Raw genomic sequence first — 17,717 nt, forward strand, 5'->3', positions numbered from 1 at the left:
CAATAAGGTGGAATATAATATCAATTAATTGAATATTAGATTTATTCATCTCTATTTGCATATTCTTGCGGTATAAACAATCAGTGGGATGAAAGATACCCCCCGCTGATGGAAGATTTACTTTATAGGTTTGATGAAACAGTATCAAATATATTCAAGTTTTAAAGGGGGAAGAATGATGAAGGGGAAATACGCATTTTGGTCCATCCTAATGCTTTTATTTATTTTATTATTAACAGCCTGCAGTGGGGATGGGGGAGCAGATCCCGGTGCTTCAGAAGAAGGGAACGAAGAGGGTACAAGTGAGCAAAAAGGTTCAAATGCTGCTGGAGACCAGGTGTTAGTTTATGCACGCGGTGGTGATTCTGTCAGCTTGGACTTTGCTAGTATTTCCGACGGAGAATCTTCTCGGGTTACGAAAAACATTTTTGAAAGCTTACTGGACTATGATAAAGAATCTTTTGAAGTAGTCCCCGGTTTAGCACACGACTGGGAAGTTTCAGATGATGGTTTAAGTTATACTTTTTTCTTAGAAGAAGATGTCACTTTTCATGATGGAACACCCTTTAACGCCGAAGCTGTAAAAATCAATTTCGAACGCTGGGCAGATCCGAAACATAAATACGCCTTTACCGACAAGGGGTATGCATATCCGCTGTATGGAACGATGTTCGGCGGCTATAAAGGTGACGACACACATAATATTAAAGAAATAAATGTGGTGAATGATTATGAAATTGAATTTGTATTACAAGCGCCCCAAGGACCATTCCTGCAAAATATGGCTATGCATTATTTTGCGATGACCTCTCCTGCGGCTTTAGAAAAATATGGTCCGGATATTGGAGAAAACCCTGTAGGGACAGGACCATTTAAATTTGTCAGCTGGAGTAAAAATGATCAAATTATTTTAGAAAAATTTGCAGATTACCGCAAAGAAGGGCTACCAAAGTTAGATCAAGTTATCTTTGAAGTTATTCCGGAGAATTCAGCGCGATTAATCGCTTTACGTTCTGGGGAAGTGGATATTATTGATGGGATTAACCCAGATGATGCTGCCGGGATTGAGTCAGAAGAAGGGCTTGAGTTATACGTTCGAGGAGAAAATAATGTAGGTTTTCTAGGCATGAATGTGGAAAAGGAGCCATTAAATGACAAATTAGTTCGTCAGGCCATCAATTATGCTGTTGATACAGAAGCTATTGTAGAAGCGTTGTATGCTGATTATGCAACAACGGCAATTAATTTAATTCCACCGAACTACCTTGGTTACAATGAAGAGATAAAAGCCTACGGGTATGATGTGGAGCGCGCACAAGAATTATTAGCAGAAGCAGGATATGATAACGGGTTTGAGTTGGATCTTTGGGTCATGCCTGTGTCCAGACCATACATGCCAGACCCTGAAACGGTAGCCGAAATCGTTCAAAGCAATTTGGAAGAAGTAGGTATCACAACCAACATTGTACGAGAAGAATGGGCGCCTTATCTAGAAAAAACCGGTAAAGGGGAACATGAGCTATACTTGCTCGGTTGGTCTGGATCTAATGGAGACCCAGATTACTTCTTTGATAGCTTATTGCATGGAGATAGTATTGGCGGGGAAAACCGTTCGTTTTATAAAAACAACGAGGTGGATGAATTAATTGATCAAGCTGGAGCTGAAATTGATCAAGACCAACGTGCAGAATTGTATAAGCAAGTGCAAGCGATCCTTCATGAAGAAGCTCCAGGAGTAAACATTGTACATTCAACACCTCTTGCTGCAGCTAAAAGTGAAGTGAAAAACTTCATTCCACATCCGTCTACAAGTGATCCATTGGAAGAAGTTGAGATTGCAACGGAATAAAGCTTAAATGGATATCTTCTAGAACCACAATAGAGTATCGCTTCGCTATCTTTGGGTGGTAATTGGAAATAGCCGATCGTTTGAAAACGCTTGTGTTTGCTGCTGAATTTTTCCTTATCCGATGAAATTTTTATATATCCGAATTTTGTTGAAAGTTAGGGTGGAGAGGTTTGGCAGCGAACTGTATCGAACAAAATAGGGGGAACTATTATAAAATATTATTTTAATATACATTTTGCTTACCTTCCCTATTTTGTTGAGCTAAATTGAAATAAGATTGGGGTGAAAAGGTGACTGCATATATCATACGCCGTTTGTTGCATCTGATTCCGGTATTAATCGGAATGACATTAATTACTTTTTCGATTGTGCATTTAATACCAGGTAATCCCGCGCAAACTATCCTAGGAGAAGCAGCTACACAAGAAGCTGTTAAAAATCTCGAAGAAAGTATGGGATTAAATGAACCATATATAAAGCAATATGGAATTTATGTAACGGATTTATTAAAAGGTGATTTAGGAACATCGTTACGAACAAAAGCTGCTATTACAAAAGAAATTTGGCCGCATATTGCAGCTACATTTGAATTAACTTTTTTTGCCATGCTATTTGCTATATTTATTGGTGTTAATGCAGGCATCATTAGTGCTTGGAAACAAAATTCCTGGTTTGATTTCTTAGCTATGCTATTCGCGCTTGTAGGAGTATCCATACCTGTCTTCTGGTTAGCTTTAATGGAACAATGGGTATTTGCTCAAGAGCTTGGGTGGTTTCCTGCTTATGGAAGGGAAAATAGCCGCGATCCAATTGCAGCCATTACACAATTTTATGTCCTTGATGCATTCATTCATTTGGATTTTCCAAGAATCTTCACTATTTTAAAGCATCTTCTATTACCTAGTATTGCACTCGGAACAATTCCGATGGCCATTATTGCAAGAATGACTCGTTCTAGTATGTTGGAGGTAATGCAGTCTGATTATATTCGAACTGTTCGAGCTAAAGGTGCAGGACAATTTCTGGTTATTTATAAACATGCTTTAAAAAATGCGACCATACCTATTCTAACTGTAATCGGTTTACAAACAGGTGTACTGTTAGGTGGGGCGATACTAACAGAGACGATTTTCAGTTGGCCAGGAATTGGCAGGTATGTATTTGAAGCAATTAATTATCGAGATTATCCAGTGATTCAATCAGGTGTTTTAGTGATTGCTTTTCTCTTTGTCATAATTAATTTAATTATCGACATTTTATATACGTATATTGATCCAAGGATTAAATATTAGGGGGTGATGGAATGAGTGCAGAAAAAAATAATAAGCAAGGACAGAAACTGCCGCTAACCAACCCTGCAACTCTGGATTCGCATAGCGATGAGGATGACATCGAAGAAACATCTCCGTGGAAAGATACATGTAAATACTTGCAGAAAAATCGCTTTGCTATTACTGGATGTTTAATTATCTTATTTTTTGTTTTATTCGGTTTTTTAGCGCCTTTATTGACATCTTATTCTTATCAAGGACAAGACTTAGCCAATCGCTTACAACCGCCCTCATCAGAGCATTGGTTTGGCACAGATGATGTAGGGAGAGATATTTTTACTCGTATCGCCTATGGTGCAAGAGTTTCTATGCAAGTTGGTTTTTTTGCCGTCACAGGGGCACTTGTATTTGGTACGTTACTAGGAATGATTGCCGGTTATTTTGGTCGTTGGATAGATACCATTATATCGAGAATTTTTGATATCGTATTAGCATTTCCGAGTATTTTGTTGGCAATTGCAATTGTTGCCATTTTAGGCGCTTCCTTGCAAAATGCATTAATAGCGATTGCCATTATTAATATACCAATCTTTGGGAGGATCGTTCGGTCGAAGGTTATTAGTTTACGGGAGGAAGAATTTATCATGGCCGCCAGAGCGCAAGGAATGAAAAACGGGCGCATCATCTTCCATCATATTCTGCCTAATAGTGCCGCACCAATTATTGTACAAGCTACACTAGGGTTTGGGACAGCTATATTAGACGCGGCCGCACTTGGGTTTTTAGGGTTGGGTGCACAACCCCCAACACCTGAATGGGGGGCCATGCTGGCAGCTTCGCGTGATTTTATCCAACTAGCCCCATGGACGCTGATTTTTCCTGGCATTTCGATCATGCTCGTTGTTTTAGGCTTTAACCTTATTGGTGATGGATTGCGAGATGCTTTAGATCCTAAAATGAAAAATTAAAGGATAGTTTGAATGAGGCAGACTCAAAATAGGATTTATCCGCGTATTTTGAGTCTGTCTTATTAAAAGATAAGAAAGTAAATTTTGTCGCTTTGGGATAAAGAAATGAACTAAATAAGCCACGTCCGGCGGCATTAGCCCAGCAACGATGTGACTTCACGAATCGCCCTACGATAAGTCATCATCGGTTTCGTGGTTAAGAGGAAGGCCGACTAACAACGGGCTTGCCGCTCAGGCGTCGGCATACTCCTGTTGCAGGAGCATGATTCCTAAAGCTTTAGTTGATTCGTTCCATTCGCTACGTTGCTAAACGGGCATCTTGCGCCTTTGTTCGTGTTTGCTTAAAAAAGCTGATAATCTAAAGCGAATGAATTAACTTCTATTAATTAATTGGCTATAGTTCGAGGATCAGCTGTCGAAAAAGTCACTCGTAACAGAGCGCACTCGTTTTAAATCAGAAAAGTGACTCGTATCATTACAAATTTACCTCTTAGCTTCTTTACTATAAATGATGACATCAAGTGTTTGCTTATTGTATGATCATACGTAGGATGATTATCCTGATAAGCCTATTGGAGTGAAAAAGATGTCACAAATAACGATACTAGTAGCTGATGATGAAAAGGAAATCGCTGATCTTATTTCTATTCATTTGAAAAAAGAAGGATATAATGTAATTACGGCAACAGATGGGGCGGAAGCCTTGCAGCTTGTTCAAGAGCAAGTTGTCCACTTAGTGATTTTAGATATTATGATGCCAAAAATGGATGGATATGAAGTGACTCAAAGGATACGGGAAAAATACCAAATGCCAATTATTTTTGTAAGTGCAAAAACATCTGACTTTGATAAAGTAAAAGGGCTAGTTATTGGTGCTGATGATTATATGACGAAACCGTTTACGCCAATGGAATTAGTAGCTCGTGTTAATGCACAATTAAGACGGTTTACGGTGTTAAATGGGAAGAAAGATGTCACAAATAATACCCTTGAATATGGTGAGCTATGCATAGATAAGGACCAACGGAGCGTAATCTTATATGAAGAAGAAATTGAGCTGACTCCGAAAGAGTTCGATATTTTATTCCTGCTGGCAAGTCACCCGAAGAAAGTGTTTGATGTCGAGACTATTTTTCAGCAGGTGTGGGGTGAGCTGTACTATGAAGGAGCGAATACTGTCATGGTACATATACGAACATTAAGGAAGAAGCTCAAGGAAGACCAGCGTAAGGATAAATGGATTAAAACGGTCTGGGGAGTGGGGTACAGCTTCCATGGGTAATAGGGTAAAAAATTTTCGTACCAAAATGGTTATGCTGTTTGGATTAAGTATGCTGTTTGCTGGTGTGGTGACATTTTTCATTTTTTTAGGGCTCCGTTTTTATTATCACAACTATGTGCAAGCAGAGGATCCTTTAGCTAATATTCGTAGCGTGATAGCAAGAGTAGGTGATTTCAACTTTTTTATCCTTCTATTTATTCCACTTTCCATCATGTTTTTCTATTTGTTAACGAAACGGTACTCCCTTTATTTTAAAGAAATTTCACAAGGAATTCACCAACTCGCGAATGGTAATTTTACACATCATGTGCAAATTGACACGAAGGATGAATTCCATGATATAGCTGAAGATATTAATACAGCGGCGAATAAGTTGCAGCAAGCTATTGAACGTGGTGATTTTGCTGAAAGTAGCAAAGATCAATTAATTGTCAATTTAGCTCATGACTTACGAACTCCCCTAACATCTGTCCTTGGTTATCTGGATGTAGTACTTAAAGATGAGCACTTAACGGATGAACAAAAGCGGCATTACTTATCCATTTCATATAAAAAGTCACAACGCTTAGAAGCTCTGATTAATGAGTTATTTGATATAACAAAAATGAACTATGGCATGCTGCAATTGGATAAAACGGAAATTAATCTTGGGGAGTTGCTCCAGCAATTGAATGAAGAGTTTTATCCGGTGCTTGAAAAAAATCATATCCGGACCCGGTTAGATATTCAATCTCGTTTAATGATTATTGCTGACGGTGAAAAGCTTGCTAGGGTATTTGAGAATTTGCTTACAAATGCTATTCGTTACGGATCTGACGGGAAATTTATTGATGTAAAAGCTTTTCAAGACGCAAATGACATCGTTGTACAAGTTATTAATTATGGTGATAGCATTCCGGAGGAGGTATTACCAAATGTTTTTGAGATGTTTTTTAAACAGGATCATTCGAGAACATATAAAGCGGGTAGCACAGGATTAGGATTATTTATTGCGAAAAATATTGTTGAACAGCATGGTGGGAGTATTAAAGCAGATAGCACAGTGATTCGAACTATATTTGAAGTTCGATTGCCAAAACTGTGATATTGGAAAATGAAGGGGGCTATTTTAGATTTGTTATTGCGCAAACTCAGGTTCTGCGTGTTTCAATGCCGCCCTCCAATATAGAAACTGCTATATTGGAGAGCGGCATTTGGAGCTTTAACGCGGTATTTTAATCCGGGTGTTTTAAGAAAAATTTAAGATTTACCATAGTGAAAATTTAAGTATTCCTTTCTATCATTTAAATGAAGGGAGGAAATGGAAATGAAAAAAAGTAGATTGTTTTTATATATAGTAATTATTGGCGTGATTGTTGGAATTATGTGGTTTGATAAAAATAATAAACCCATTGATTTTATCGAACCAATCCCTAAAGAAGTGGAAGAACCATTAAAAATTGATATAGAAGATATTTACAAAGGTGAGTTATTATTAGTAAATGAAGAGCATGGGATCAAGAAAAGTGCCAAATCGGACATCGTAAATTTATTTGAAAATAAGCACTTAATAGGCGATTATGGGTTAGTCGATCACAAAATAAAATTATCAAAAGAAATTACCACTTATTTTAATGAGATGATAGAGGCAGCTAAAAAAGATGGGGTGGATAATTTTCTAATCAGTAGCGGTTATCGTGAGTTTCAAGAGCAAACAAAGCTGTACCAAGAAATGGGGAAGAACTATGCGTTGCCGGCAGGTTACAGTGAGCATCAACTGGGCTTAGCACTTGATGTAGGTTCATCAGCAGGAACAATGGCAGAAGCAGAAGAAGGTGTGTGGGTTGCAGAAAATGCATGGCGGTTTGGGTTTGTTTTGCGCTACCCAGAGGAAAAGAAGGCGATTACGGGAATTGAATACGAGCCGTGGCATATTCGTTACGTAAGTAAACCACATAGTGCGATTATGTATGATAAAGACTTTGTTTTAGAGGAATACTTGGATTTCCTCAGGGACAAAAAACGAATTTCTACGACAGTGGATGGGAAAAATTATCATGTCCGTTACTACCCAGTATCCAAATCCATGACGGTAAATATACCAAAGGATTCTAAATATACAATTTCGGGTGACAATGTAGGAGGTGTTATTGTCACTGTGTATCATTAAAGCTACTTTTTTATGGTCTAGGAAATTATCAAATTTGGCAGCTGTGGATAAACTTACTAAGTTTTTAGCCACGTCCAGCTCCAGCACCCAGCAACTAGGCGACTTCACGAATCGCCCTACGATAAGTCATCATTGGTTCGTGGTTAAGAGGGAGGGCCGACTAAAACGGGCTTGCCACCCGACGTCGGCATACTCCTGTTGCAGGAGCATGATTCCTAAAACTTTAGTTAATTCGCTCCAGTTGCTACGTTGCTAAACGGGCGCTCTGCGCTTTTGTTCCTTCCGTTTTATACTAACTTTTAATTGCTCCATTCATCGTGATAATGAGTTCAAAATCATTTGGCACCATTTACAATAATTTAATGAAAAATATATAGCAACGAACACCTCTCTATGTCATAGTATAACTATACATTTATATGAATCTAGTAAATGGGAGGGTATGTATGGCTAACCAGATACGTTCTAAATGGATTTATGTTTTATGGATTGTGGCTCTGATCATGTTAAATGTTGCTCCGGTAGCTGTAATTGCTGCTGGAGAAACGGGCGCAGCGGAAGAACTAATTATATCAGAATACGTCGAAGGTAGCTCTCAAAATAAGGCGATTGAAATTTATAATGGCACGGGAGCTGATGTTAATCTCGCAAGCTATCAATTAAAGTTGTACAGTAATGGGAAAACTGAACCAAGCAACACAGAAAATTTGGAAGGAATGTTAAGCCATGGCGATGTTCTTGTACTTGCTCATGGCCAAGCAAATGAATCTATTAAGCAAGTAGCCGATATTACCTCGGCAGTTGTTAATTTTAATGGGAACGATGCAATTGCTTTAGAGAAGAACGGTGAAATAATTGATGTGTTGGGTGTAATAGGGTACGCGTCAGATTTTGCTAAGGATAAGACGTTAGTGAGAAATGCAAATGTGTCTACACCAACTTCAACCTATGACGCTAGCCAATGGACCGGTTATGGGAAAGACGTATTTACTTATTTAGGAAGCCATACGATGGATGGGAATGATGAGAATAATCCTGGTGAACCAACGGATCCAGACCCCAATCCAGAGCCAGACACACACACGATTGGCGAAGCAAGACAATTAGCAGATGGTTCTAGAGTCGTTGTGCAAGGGATTGTTACTGCTAATTCGGAAGCATTCAGCAATGGCAACCAGTTTAGTACATACATACAGGATGATTCAGCTGGAATAAATATATTTAACTTTGAACGAGGTGATTTACCTGAGGTCCAAAAAGGGGATCGTGTTAAAGTTACAGGAACATTGGCCTCTTATAAGGGACTAAAAGAAGTGGTTCCTGCTTCTATTGAAATAGTTGAACGAGGACAAGCACTACCAGAAGTACAACAGATAACATTGGCAGATTTGCAAAATAACGAGATAGCGGAGTCTTACGAAGGTGAGCTTGTACGTATAAATGGCTATATTAATTCCATACCTAGTTCTCCCGCTGGCGGCGGATACAATATAACGTTTATCGATCAAGACTATAACTCCGCATTATTACGAATGATGGAAAAAGCTGTTGATATTAGTCAAGTTGAAGAGAAGCAATGGTACGATATTACTGGAATTGTTAGTCAATACAATGATTATCAGCTGTTGCCTACTGAACAGGCTGATTTACAAGTAGCCGAGGAACAACCAGACCCTCCTTCAGCTGCAGGGGAATATGAAACCACCGTGGAAAAAATAACCGATGGGGATACTATTCGAATTGCTGATCCCGTGTTTGGAAGTAATCGTGTTCGGTTTGTAAATATGGATACTCCAGAAACATATGCAGCAAAAAATAAAGATCCAGAACGTCAAGCGATTAATGAAAATCAAAAATATCATGGTGATGAAGCGACAGCACATATCGGAACATATATTCAGCCAGGCGATAAAATTACGGTCAAAGTTGGAGAACATCCGACAGATGATTATGGACGTCTGCTAGCAGAAGTTATTACAGTTGACGGGAAAAATGTGAATCTCGAAATGGTACGTGATGGCTATGCTGTATCCTATTTCATTGCACCTATTGACGAAGAGGCATACCCGAAATATCAGCAAGCCGTTAAAGAAGCAAAAGATCAAGGGTTAGGTATTTGGGATGCGGATAATCCGCTGATGGAATTACCGTTTGCATTTCGTGCGAATGATGATCAAAAAGGCTTCTTGCGCTTTGTCGGTAATTCAGATACAAAAGAATACGTCATTCCAGATGATTGGGCAGATGTACCTGTAGAAAAGCGCGTGTTTTTCTCAAGCTCAGAGGAAGCAGAATCCTATGGTTATCAGCCAGCAGGTGGAGGAAATCCTATAGAGGATAACTTACTTGTGCAATTTTTAAGCATGAATGATTTACACGGGAAAATAGATCAACAATACAATTTAGATCCAGATGGAGATGGCTTATTCGATACGTATGGTCGCATGGATTTTGTTGCATCAGCTTTAAAGGAAAGAGAGCAGGACAATCCAAATACATTTATGGTGCACGCTGGTGATATGATCGGTGGAAGCTCGCCAATTTCTGGATTGCTTCAGGATGAGCCAACAGTCGAAATTCTTGAAGAAATTGGCTTCGATGTCGGTACGGTTGGGAACCATGAGTTTGACGAAGGTACGGAAGAATTGATGCGGATGGTAAATGGGGGAGAACATCCAGATGGAAAAGGCACAGAGGGTTATGATGGGATGAATTTCCCACAGCTTTGTGCTAATTGTGTGGACAAGAAAACGGGAGATACGATTTTGCCTCCATATCATATGGAAGAAGTTGATGGCGAAAAGATTGGTTTTGTAGGGGTAAACACGCAAGCATCTGCTAATATGGTAATATCTGAAGGGATCGCAGATATTACATTTACCGATGAAACAGCAGCCGTCAATAATGCAGTAGCCGAGTTACAGCAACAAGGCGTTGAAGCAATTGTTGTATTAGCACATATTCCTGCCGATCAAGCAGGCGATGGTGCAACCGGAGAAGCAGCTGATTTAGCAAGAGAAGTTAATGACGCGGTGGATATCATTTTTGCTGCTCATAACCACCAGGTGGTAGATGGTATCGTTGACGATAAATTAATCGTTCAAGCGTCTGAATATGGAAAAGCTTTTGCTGATGTAGATGTGGAAATTGATCGCACGACTGGCGATATTGTTAAGAAAGATGCCGACGTCGTGTTTGTAAAGCAAAGCGACTACGAAGTAGATCCTGCTGTCAACGATATTCTAGCGAAATATGAAAACCAAATTGCTCCAATTATGAATGAAGTAGTCGGGTATAATGCAACTGATTTAACGGGCGATTACACCAATGAAGGTGATCACGGGTTAGGAAATCTAATTGCAGATGGAATGAATTCAGTCATGGCTAGTGATTTCGCGATGATGAATGGCGGTGGTATTCGTGATAATTTGTTAGCTGGAAAAGTAACCTGGGGAGACTTGTATAATATTCAACCATTTGGAAACACATTAATGACCTTTGAAATTAAAGGGAAAGACCTGGCGCCGATTATTAATGCACAACTGTCGCCAATATACGGACCAGACTATAGCATTAGTGGCTTTCACTACACATGGAATCCGGAGACGAATCAAGTAGTAGATGTTACGTATCCAGATGGTACACCAATTGAAGCGGATAAGGCGTTCACCTTAACTGTAAATAATTATATGGGTACTTCGAAAAATCCGAAGCACAGCCCAATTAGTGAACTTGGTAAAAATCCGGTTATGGGACCGTCCGATCTTGATGCAACGGTTGAATTTGTCAAAAGTTTAAACACAACGGAGGATCATCCGTTCTTATTTGAAGCAGAAGGTAGAATTTCTGTTGCCAAAAATGAAGAGCCGCCACCAAACCCTGGAGGCGGTACAGGAGACCCAGGAACTGGTAATGGTGAAGGTCCCGGAAATAGCGAAAACGATGGTGATAACGGAAACAATGGTAACACTGACAATAACGTAAATATAAATCATGGTGGTAATCAAGGAACAAATGATGGCGGTACTATACCAGGAAAGGATAACGATGACCGTGACAATGGAAACAACGCTGATAACAGTTCGTCAGGTAACAACGCAAATGGAAGTTTAACTGGGAATACTGATCAAAACGTATCAGGAACACCAGGAAGTAAAAATAACGATACAGGCATATTGCCAAACACGGCAACAAACCTATATAACTTGTTATTCACTGGTTTAGCTCTTATTGTTCTCGGTGTAGCATTGTATATGAGAAAACGATTTGGAGCAAAAAAAGCAAGCTAAATATCCATCGAAAAAGGGGCACATGCAACGCATGAATCCCCTTTTTCTAATAAGATTAGAATATAAAACATGTTATTATGTTCTTTCCAACATGCGCTCAAGCGCAAGACGAGCACGGGAAGCAGTTTGTTTTTCTACAGTAATTTGATTAATCGGTAATCCTTGCTGAACTTTTTCTAAAGACCAGAGAAGGTGTGGTAGATCAATTCGATTCATTGTCAAACATGGGCACATATATGGATTTAGCGAAATGATATGCTTATCTGGATGTTGGTTCATTATTCGTTGGACGAGATTCATTTCCGTTCCAATCGCCCAAGAGGTACCTGCCTTTGCCTGTTCAATCGTTTCAATAATATATTTAGTGCTGCCATTATAATCAGATGCATCAACCACTTCCTTCTTGCATTCGGGATGGACAATAATTGTCATATTGGGGTGTTCTTTTCGTACATAGTCGACATTATTTAGAGTAAAGTTTTCGTGTACAGAGCAATGCCCCTTCCATAGAATCACTTTTATTTTCTGTACATCTCCAGTAAAAACGAGCTCATCTTGGATCGGATCCCATATAGCCATTTCTGTTTCATCGATACCAAGATCAGAAGCAGTGTTCCTCCCTAAATGCTGATCTGGCAAAAACAAAATCCTTTCTTTTTGTGTAAATGCCCATTCCACCATCTTGTGTGCATTCGATGAAGTAACAGTAGCTCCCCCATGTTCACCGACAAATGCTTTAATTGCCGCTGTCGAATTTACATACGTCAACGGTAAAATGGAATCATCAAATAGTTGCCTGAGCTTTTTCCAAGCGCGTTCAGTTTGATAGATGTCAGCCATATCTGCTAGAGAACATCCTGCTCTCCTATCAGGTAAGAGCACCATTTGTTCATTACTTGTTAACATATCGGCGGTCTCCGCCATAAAATGAACACCGCAAAATACAATGTAAGCTGCCTCTTTATTTTGTGCAGATACTTGGGCAAGCTGAAGAGAGTCGCCAACAGCGTCAGCAAATTGAATGACTTCGTCTTTTTGATAATGATGTCCGGGAATGAATAAGGCATTACCTAAATCAAGCTTTATATGTTTAACTCGCTCCTCCATTTCTTGTTGCGATAAGGCTAGATATTCTTTCGGAATGGATGTGGATGGTTGGGTTAACTCTTTAAGCAGATCCATATATATAACTCCTTGTATATTATATTTAAGGTTTTAGTCTTCCGACTGTAAAAAGGAAAACCCTATGAACCTAAGTAATTTCTTATTTGGTATTTCCTCAATTATTTGAGAAAATATATTTAATGGATTGAGAGGTGGATCGTTCACTCCTTGGGTGATAAAACTCGCTATCGAAAGACTGATCCCTCTCTCTGTTAAGCTGATTACGAATGAGTTAGATGTTGAAGGAGCCTACCCTTACTCCGTATTTAGCACAAGGTCGTGACGCTTTTCAGGTGAGTGGCATTCAATCCAAATAAGTAAAGAAGGTGAAGCTATGTTTTATCTAGGTATTGATATTGGCAAGCGTACACATGTTGCTTCTGTTATGGATGATACAGGAAAAGTATTATTAAAGGGTTTCTCTTTTTCGAACTCATTAGAAGGAGGTCACTCATTACTCACTCGTTTACGCACTATTTCAGATGATCCAACCCACTTCCTTGCGGGAATGGAAGCGACAGGACATTATTGGCTCGCTCTTTTTTCTTTCCTAGATGAAGCCGATTACTTCATCCATGTCATTAACCCTATTCAAACAGACGGGTGGAGAAAAGGTATTGAAATTCGAAAACGAAAGACTGATATTATTGATTCCGTCTTAATTGCTGATCTTATTCGTTACGGTTCATTTGAAGACACTACTTTAGCGAATGAAGAGATGTTCTCCTTACGTCAATTAACCCGCTATCGATCGTACTTAGTTGGAACAGCTGGTGATTTTAAACGTAAAATCATTGCCGTTATGGACCAAGTTTTTCCTGAGTATGATACGGTCTTTTCCAAAGTAGGTGTGTTTGGAAAGGCATCTAAAGCAGTGCTTATTGAATACTCTACACCAGATGCCTTTAACGAAATTTCTGCTGATGCTTTGGCCGAAACACTGCGTATGGCGAGTCGTAATCGTGTACGATTAATGAAAGCAGAATCATTAAAAACAGCTGCTTCAAATTCCTTTGGTATTCGATTTGCACAAGATGCATTCACTTTCCAACTACGCTCCATGATTGAACAACTAAACTTCTTAGAAACTCAAATCAAGCAAACAGAAGAAGAAATAAAACAGTTGATGGTCTCAATTAATTCCGTAATTGAAACGATTCCAGGTATCGGGCCAATTACTGGCGCAACCATATTAGGTGAAATAGGTGACATTCATAAGTTTTCTAATCCTAAAAAGTTAGTAGCTTATGCTGGTATTGATACTTCTGTATCACAATCTGGCCAATTTGATGCAACACGCAATGTCATGAGTAAACGGGGATCTCCTTATCTCAGGAAAGCGCTGTTTCAAGCTGCCTTGGTTGCTTCTCGTAGTGATCCTGTTTTAAAAGCATTTTATGAGAAAAAACGTTCAGAAGGGAAGCATCATCTAACAGCAATCGGTGCTGTCTCTCGAAAACTCTGTTACATCATTCATGCGATTTTAACTAAAAATGAACCTTACGAAATTCGTCAGTAAGTGAAAAAATATATTTTCTGATACTTATTTGGTATGCACTTATTTCATATATTTTCCTATGATTTATTTCATTTTTTCATTTGACTTTATATAGTTAGTCTTTCTAATAAAGTACAAAATGAGGTACTTTGGGATACCAAAATAACCGAATAGCCACGTCCGGTGCATGAGCCCAGCAACGATGCGACTCAGAAATACCCCCTACGCTAAGTCATCATCGGTTTCGTGGTTAAGAGGAAGGTCGACTAAAAACGGGCTTGCAGCTCAGGCGTCGGCATACTCCTGTTGCAGGAGTATGATTCCTAAAACTTTAGTTGCATCGTTCCAGTAGCTACGTTGCTAACCGGACGCCCTGCGCCTTTGTTCTCAATTAGCTATAGATAAAGTGAATCTTCCAGCAGGGGATTCATTCGTCCCCATGGCTTGTTTGTACCGCAATGGTAGACCTAAAGACTTCTTACGAAATAGGGTATGGAGGTGCTGTTATCTCCCACGTTGCAGACAGATTATCCAACTCCTGAAGTGGGAGTGCTTTAACAGCACCTTATCCACGGAGTAAACAGAAATTACATAATGAAATTATTTGTTCTGACTTTAAGTCATATTAGGTTCACATATAGACAGAAGCGCTTATATCTAGCGATGGTGCTGCATGTGTTAAATAACCTAATGAGATAAAATCAATCCCGCTTTTTGCATAATTCAGTAATTGCTCAAACTGGATACCGCCAGAAGCCTCAGTGATTATCGTTTTTGGAACATGGTGAATCCAATTCCTAATCCTTTCTGGAGAGCAATTATCAAACATAATAATATCGACTTCATTGGCAATCGCCTCTAATAATTGAGCTTCTGATTCAATTTCAACTTCTATTTTCACTGTATGACCAAGCCTGGACTTTATCCTTTGTACAGCATTAGTAATTGAGCCAGAAAAGGCAATATGATTATCTTTAATCATCACAGCGTCAGATAAACCGTATCGATGATTATATCCGCCTCCACACCGTACCGCCTGTTTTTCCAACATACGTAATCCAGGTGTCGTTTTTCTAGTATCACAAATTTTTACTTCTGTTTCTTTCACCATTTGTACAGCTTTTGAGGTTATTGTAGCAATTCCGCTCATTCGTTGGAGCAGATTTAAGATCACTCTTTCCACTTGTAATAGATGGATGATGGATCCTGATGCAGTAGCAATTACGTCACCAACTTCTAGTTGGTCTCCGTTTTCTTTATTTCTAATAAGCTGAATAGGAGTGTGGATCATTTGAAAACCCAAATCTATGATTTCAGCACCGCAAAAAATTCCTGGTTCTTTAGCATGAAATGTGATGGTTCCTTGCATATGTGTATCGAACAAATTTTGGCTCGTCATATCTCCATATCCAATATCTTCCAAGTAGAATTGATTAAGCATGGTGTTTAATTGTGTCAGGTTGATCATAAGTGACCTCCATTCTATTCGTCGTTTTAAAATGAATGATCCGTTTTTGTAGCCAATCCTCGTTATCTTTATTGGGAAAATCGGAACGAATATGGCAACCTCTTGTTTCTGTCCGGTGTAATGCTGCTTCTGTTATCAGACGAGCAGCAATCCACATAAAATATACTTGAATCGTGGAACGATCGCTTTGTTCGATCTGTTTAAAGGGATCAATCTGATAAGAGTCAAGCCATCTTAATTGTTTGGATAAACAATCATGATCACGAATAATTCCAACTGCTTGCATCATAGATTGCTGTAGTTCTTGTTTGGTAAATGGTAGTTTAGTAAGTTGTTTTCGACGTTGTTTCTTTGGTGTGAAATCAATCGGCTGTACATTGTCATGTTGTTGGATGATGTAATCTGCTAAACGTTTTCCATAAACAAGCCCCTCCAATAAAGAATTGCTGGCAAGACGATTTGCACCGTGAACACCACTTGCAGCAACTTCACCAATAGCATATAAGCCTTTCACTGAGGTAACGCCCCGATCGTCAATAACGACACCTCCGATCATAAAGTGTGCTCCAGGGATGACAGGAATTTTTCCTTTTTGAATGGAAACACCATGTTGCTTACACATGTTAGCTATTGCAGGAAATCTCGAGCTGAATTCTTTTACGGGTATAATGTCTAAATACACTTTTCTACCTGCTTTGATTTGTTGAAATAATTCATGGGCAACGATATGTCTCGGGGCTAAATCACCTAACGGATGAACATGTGTCATGAATGGCTCATTTAAATCATTTATTAAGGTCGCACCCGCCCCACGAACAGCCTCAGAAACAAGTCCTATACTTTTTCCATTTATATGGAGGAGGGTTGGATGAAATTGAAAAAATTCCATGTCGCTAAGCTTTGCTCCTACTCGATAAGCAAGAGCCACACCATCACCCGTAACGGCAGAAGTGTTAGACGTACTTGCATACAGTTCACCAGCTCCGCCGGTTGCGAGAATGATGTATGGAGCAACATAAGTATGACATGACCCATCTATATCTTTCGTTATAACGCCAATACATCTTTCTGCTTTGTTTTGCAATAAATCGATTACCATTTTGTTTTCCAGCCATTGGACACTCTTTGATAAATACAACTGGCGGAGAAGAAACTCTGTCATATATTTTCCAGTTTGATCTCCCCCACAGTGAGTAATGCGCGCTTTACTATGGGCTCCTTCTAAGCCTAAGGCTATTTTGCCGTCTGCATGCACATCAAACGGAGCAACCCCAACCCAATCCTTAATGATTTGCCTTCCTTCCATGACTAATGTATGAATGGCTGCGGCATTTCCATGTTGATCTGCAGCAGTAATAGTGTCCATGTAATGCTCATAGAGGCTATCGGTTGCGGAAATAGCAGCAGCAATTCCTCCTTGTGCGCGATAAGAATTACTATTTCTTAAACGATTTTTTGTGATAATCATCACATTAAACTGTTCTTTAAGTTGGCAAGCAAGTTGTAATGCGGCAATGCCACTACCAATAATGATTACGTCTGTTCCTTTCACTATAAACTCACCTTTTTTACATGTGTCTTGACACATATCATTACATATTATTAAACTAAATACAAGTGTTATATCATTATTATTTATAGACCATAAAAATCGGTTAAAAATAAAAAGCAAATTTGGACGAAAAAGTTTGTTGAAAATAAGGGCTGTGAAGAGGGGAAGAAGGAAAACTGTTGTCTGAAAAATATAATAAAGTATAAAACGCTAGGCTCTAAGTATAA

General features: G+C 39.1%; 11 protein-coding genes. 8 read left to right on the plus strand and 3 right to left on the minus strand.

The window, feature by feature from the left end:
* Positions 1–178: 178 nt before the first annotated feature.
* The 7 genes from D1839_RS00770 to D1839_RS00800 all read left to right on the plus strand — a co-directional run bounded on the left by D1839_RS00770 (position 179) and on the right by D1839_RS00800 (position 11,808).
* Entirely contained in the window at positions 179–1,849 is a 1,671-nt protein-coding gene (locus D1839_RS00770; protein WP_183030181.1) for an ABC transporter substrate-binding protein, read from the plus strand.
* A gap of 290 nt (positions 1,850–2,139) precedes the next feature.
* Positions 2,140–3,141: an ABC transporter permease gene (locus D1839_RS00775; protein WP_120377982.1), complete on the plus strand. Its 1,002-nt coding sequence runs from the start codon at positions 2,140–2,142 to the stop codon at positions 3,139–3,141.
* Positions 3,142–3,152: 11 nt separating this feature from the next.
* A complete protein-coding gene (gene nikC / locus D1839_RS00780) occupies positions 3,153–4,088 on the plus strand; it encodes a nickel transporter permease (protein WP_120377983.1) in 936 nt (311 codons plus the stop codon).
* Between the two features lie 586 nt (positions 4,089–4,674).
* A complete protein-coding gene (locus D1839_RS00785; protein WP_120377984.1) occupies positions 4,675–5,370 on the plus strand; it encodes a response regulator transcription factor in 696 nt (231 codons plus the stop codon).
* A complete protein-coding gene (locus D1839_RS00790) occupies positions 5,363–6,454 on the plus strand; it encodes a sensor histidine kinase (protein WP_120377985.1) in 1,092 nt (363 codons plus the stop codon). Before D1839_RS00785 ends, D1839_RS00790 begins: the two co-directional genes overlap by 8 nt.
* 222 nt (positions 6,455–6,676) lie before the next feature.
* Positions 6,677–7,519: a M15 family metallopeptidase gene (locus tag D1839_RS00795; protein ID WP_120377986.1), complete on the plus strand. Its 843-nt coding sequence runs from the start codon at positions 6,677–6,679 to the stop codon at positions 7,517–7,519.
* 446 nt (positions 7,520–7,965) lie between these two features.
* The gene (locus D1839_RS00800; protein WP_120377987.1) at positions 7,966–11,808 is read left to right on the plus strand and encodes a 5'-nucleotidase C-terminal domain-containing protein; all 3,843 of its coding nucleotides are present in this window, start codon (positions 7,966–7,968) and stop codon (positions 11,806–11,808) included.
* Positions 11,809–11,883: 75 nt separating this feature from the next.
* On the opposite strand, the gene nadA is transcribed toward D1839_RS00800, so the two are convergent.
* Positions 11,884–12,990, minus strand: coding sequence for a quinolinate synthase NadA (nadA, locus tag D1839_RS00805; RefSeq protein WP_120377988.1), 1,107 nt, complete (start codon positions 12,988–12,990; stop codon positions 11,884–11,886).
* Positions 12,991–13,306: 316 nt separating this feature from the next.
* Between nadA and D1839_RS00810 the strand changes: the two genes are divergently transcribed.
* Positions 13,307–14,491: an IS110 family transposase gene (locus D1839_RS00810; RefSeq protein WP_120377989.1), complete on the plus strand. Its 1,185-nt coding sequence runs from the start codon at positions 13,307–13,309 to the stop codon at positions 14,489–14,491.
* 610 nt (positions 14,492–15,101) lie between these two features.
* Here D1839_RS00810 and nadC read toward each other — a convergent pair.
* Positions 15,102–15,938: a carboxylating nicotinate-nucleotide diphosphorylase gene (nadC, locus tag D1839_RS00815; RefSeq protein ID WP_199689873.1), complete on the minus strand. Its 837-nt coding sequence runs from the start codon at positions 15,936–15,938 to the stop codon at positions 15,102–15,104.
* A complete protein-coding gene (gene nadB / locus D1839_RS00820) occupies positions 15,904–17,490 on the minus strand; it encodes an L-aspartate oxidase (protein WP_199689874.1) in 1,587 nt (528 codons plus the stop codon). The genes nadC and nadB overlap by 35 nt, the downstream gene beginning before the upstream one ends.
* Positions 17,491–17,717 lie beyond the last annotated feature (227 nt).

The sequence above is a fragment of the Roseburia sp. 1XD42-34 genome, assembly GCF_009917385.1.
GTDB lineage: Bacteria > Bacillota > Bacilli > Bacillales > Amphibacillaceae > Virgibacillus.

What these genes read in the sequence shown, in the direction of transcription:
- D1839_RS00800 (WP_120377987.1), top strand. Translation starts at nt 7,966, where the DNA reads ATGGCTAACCAGATACGTTCTAAATGGATTTATGTTTTATGGATTGTG.
- D1839_RS00770 (WP_183030181.1), top strand. Translation starts at nt 179, where the DNA reads ATGAAGGGGAAATACGCATTTTGGTCCATCCTAATGCTTTTATTTATT.
- D1839_RS00810 (WP_120377989.1), top strand. Translation starts at nt 13,307, where the DNA reads ATGTTTTATCTAGGTATTGATATTGGCAAGCGTACACATGTTGCTTCT.
- nikC (WP_120377983.1), top strand. Translation starts at nt 3,153, where the DNA reads ATGAGTGCAGAAAAAAATAATAAGCAAGGACAGAAACTGCCGCTAACC.
- D1839_RS00790 (WP_120377985.1), top strand. Translation starts at nt 5,363, where the DNA reads ATGGGTAATAGGGTAAAAAATTTTCGTACCAAAATGGTTATGCTGTTT.
- D1839_RS00785 (WP_120377984.1), top strand. Translation starts at nt 4,675, where the DNA reads ATGTCACAAATAACGATACTAGTAGCTGATGATGAAAAGGAAATCGCT.
- nadC (WP_199689873.1), bottom strand. Translation starts at nt 15,938, where the DNA reads ATGATCAACCTGACACAATTAAACACCATGCTTAATCAATTCTACTTG.
- D1839_RS00795 (WP_120377986.1), top strand. Translation starts at nt 6,677, where the DNA reads ATGAAAAAAAGTAGATTGTTTTTATATATAGTAATTATTGGCGTGATT.
- nadA (WP_120377988.1), bottom strand. Translation starts at nt 12,990, where the DNA reads ATGGATCTGCTTAAAGAGTTAACCCAACCATCCACATCCATTCCGAAA.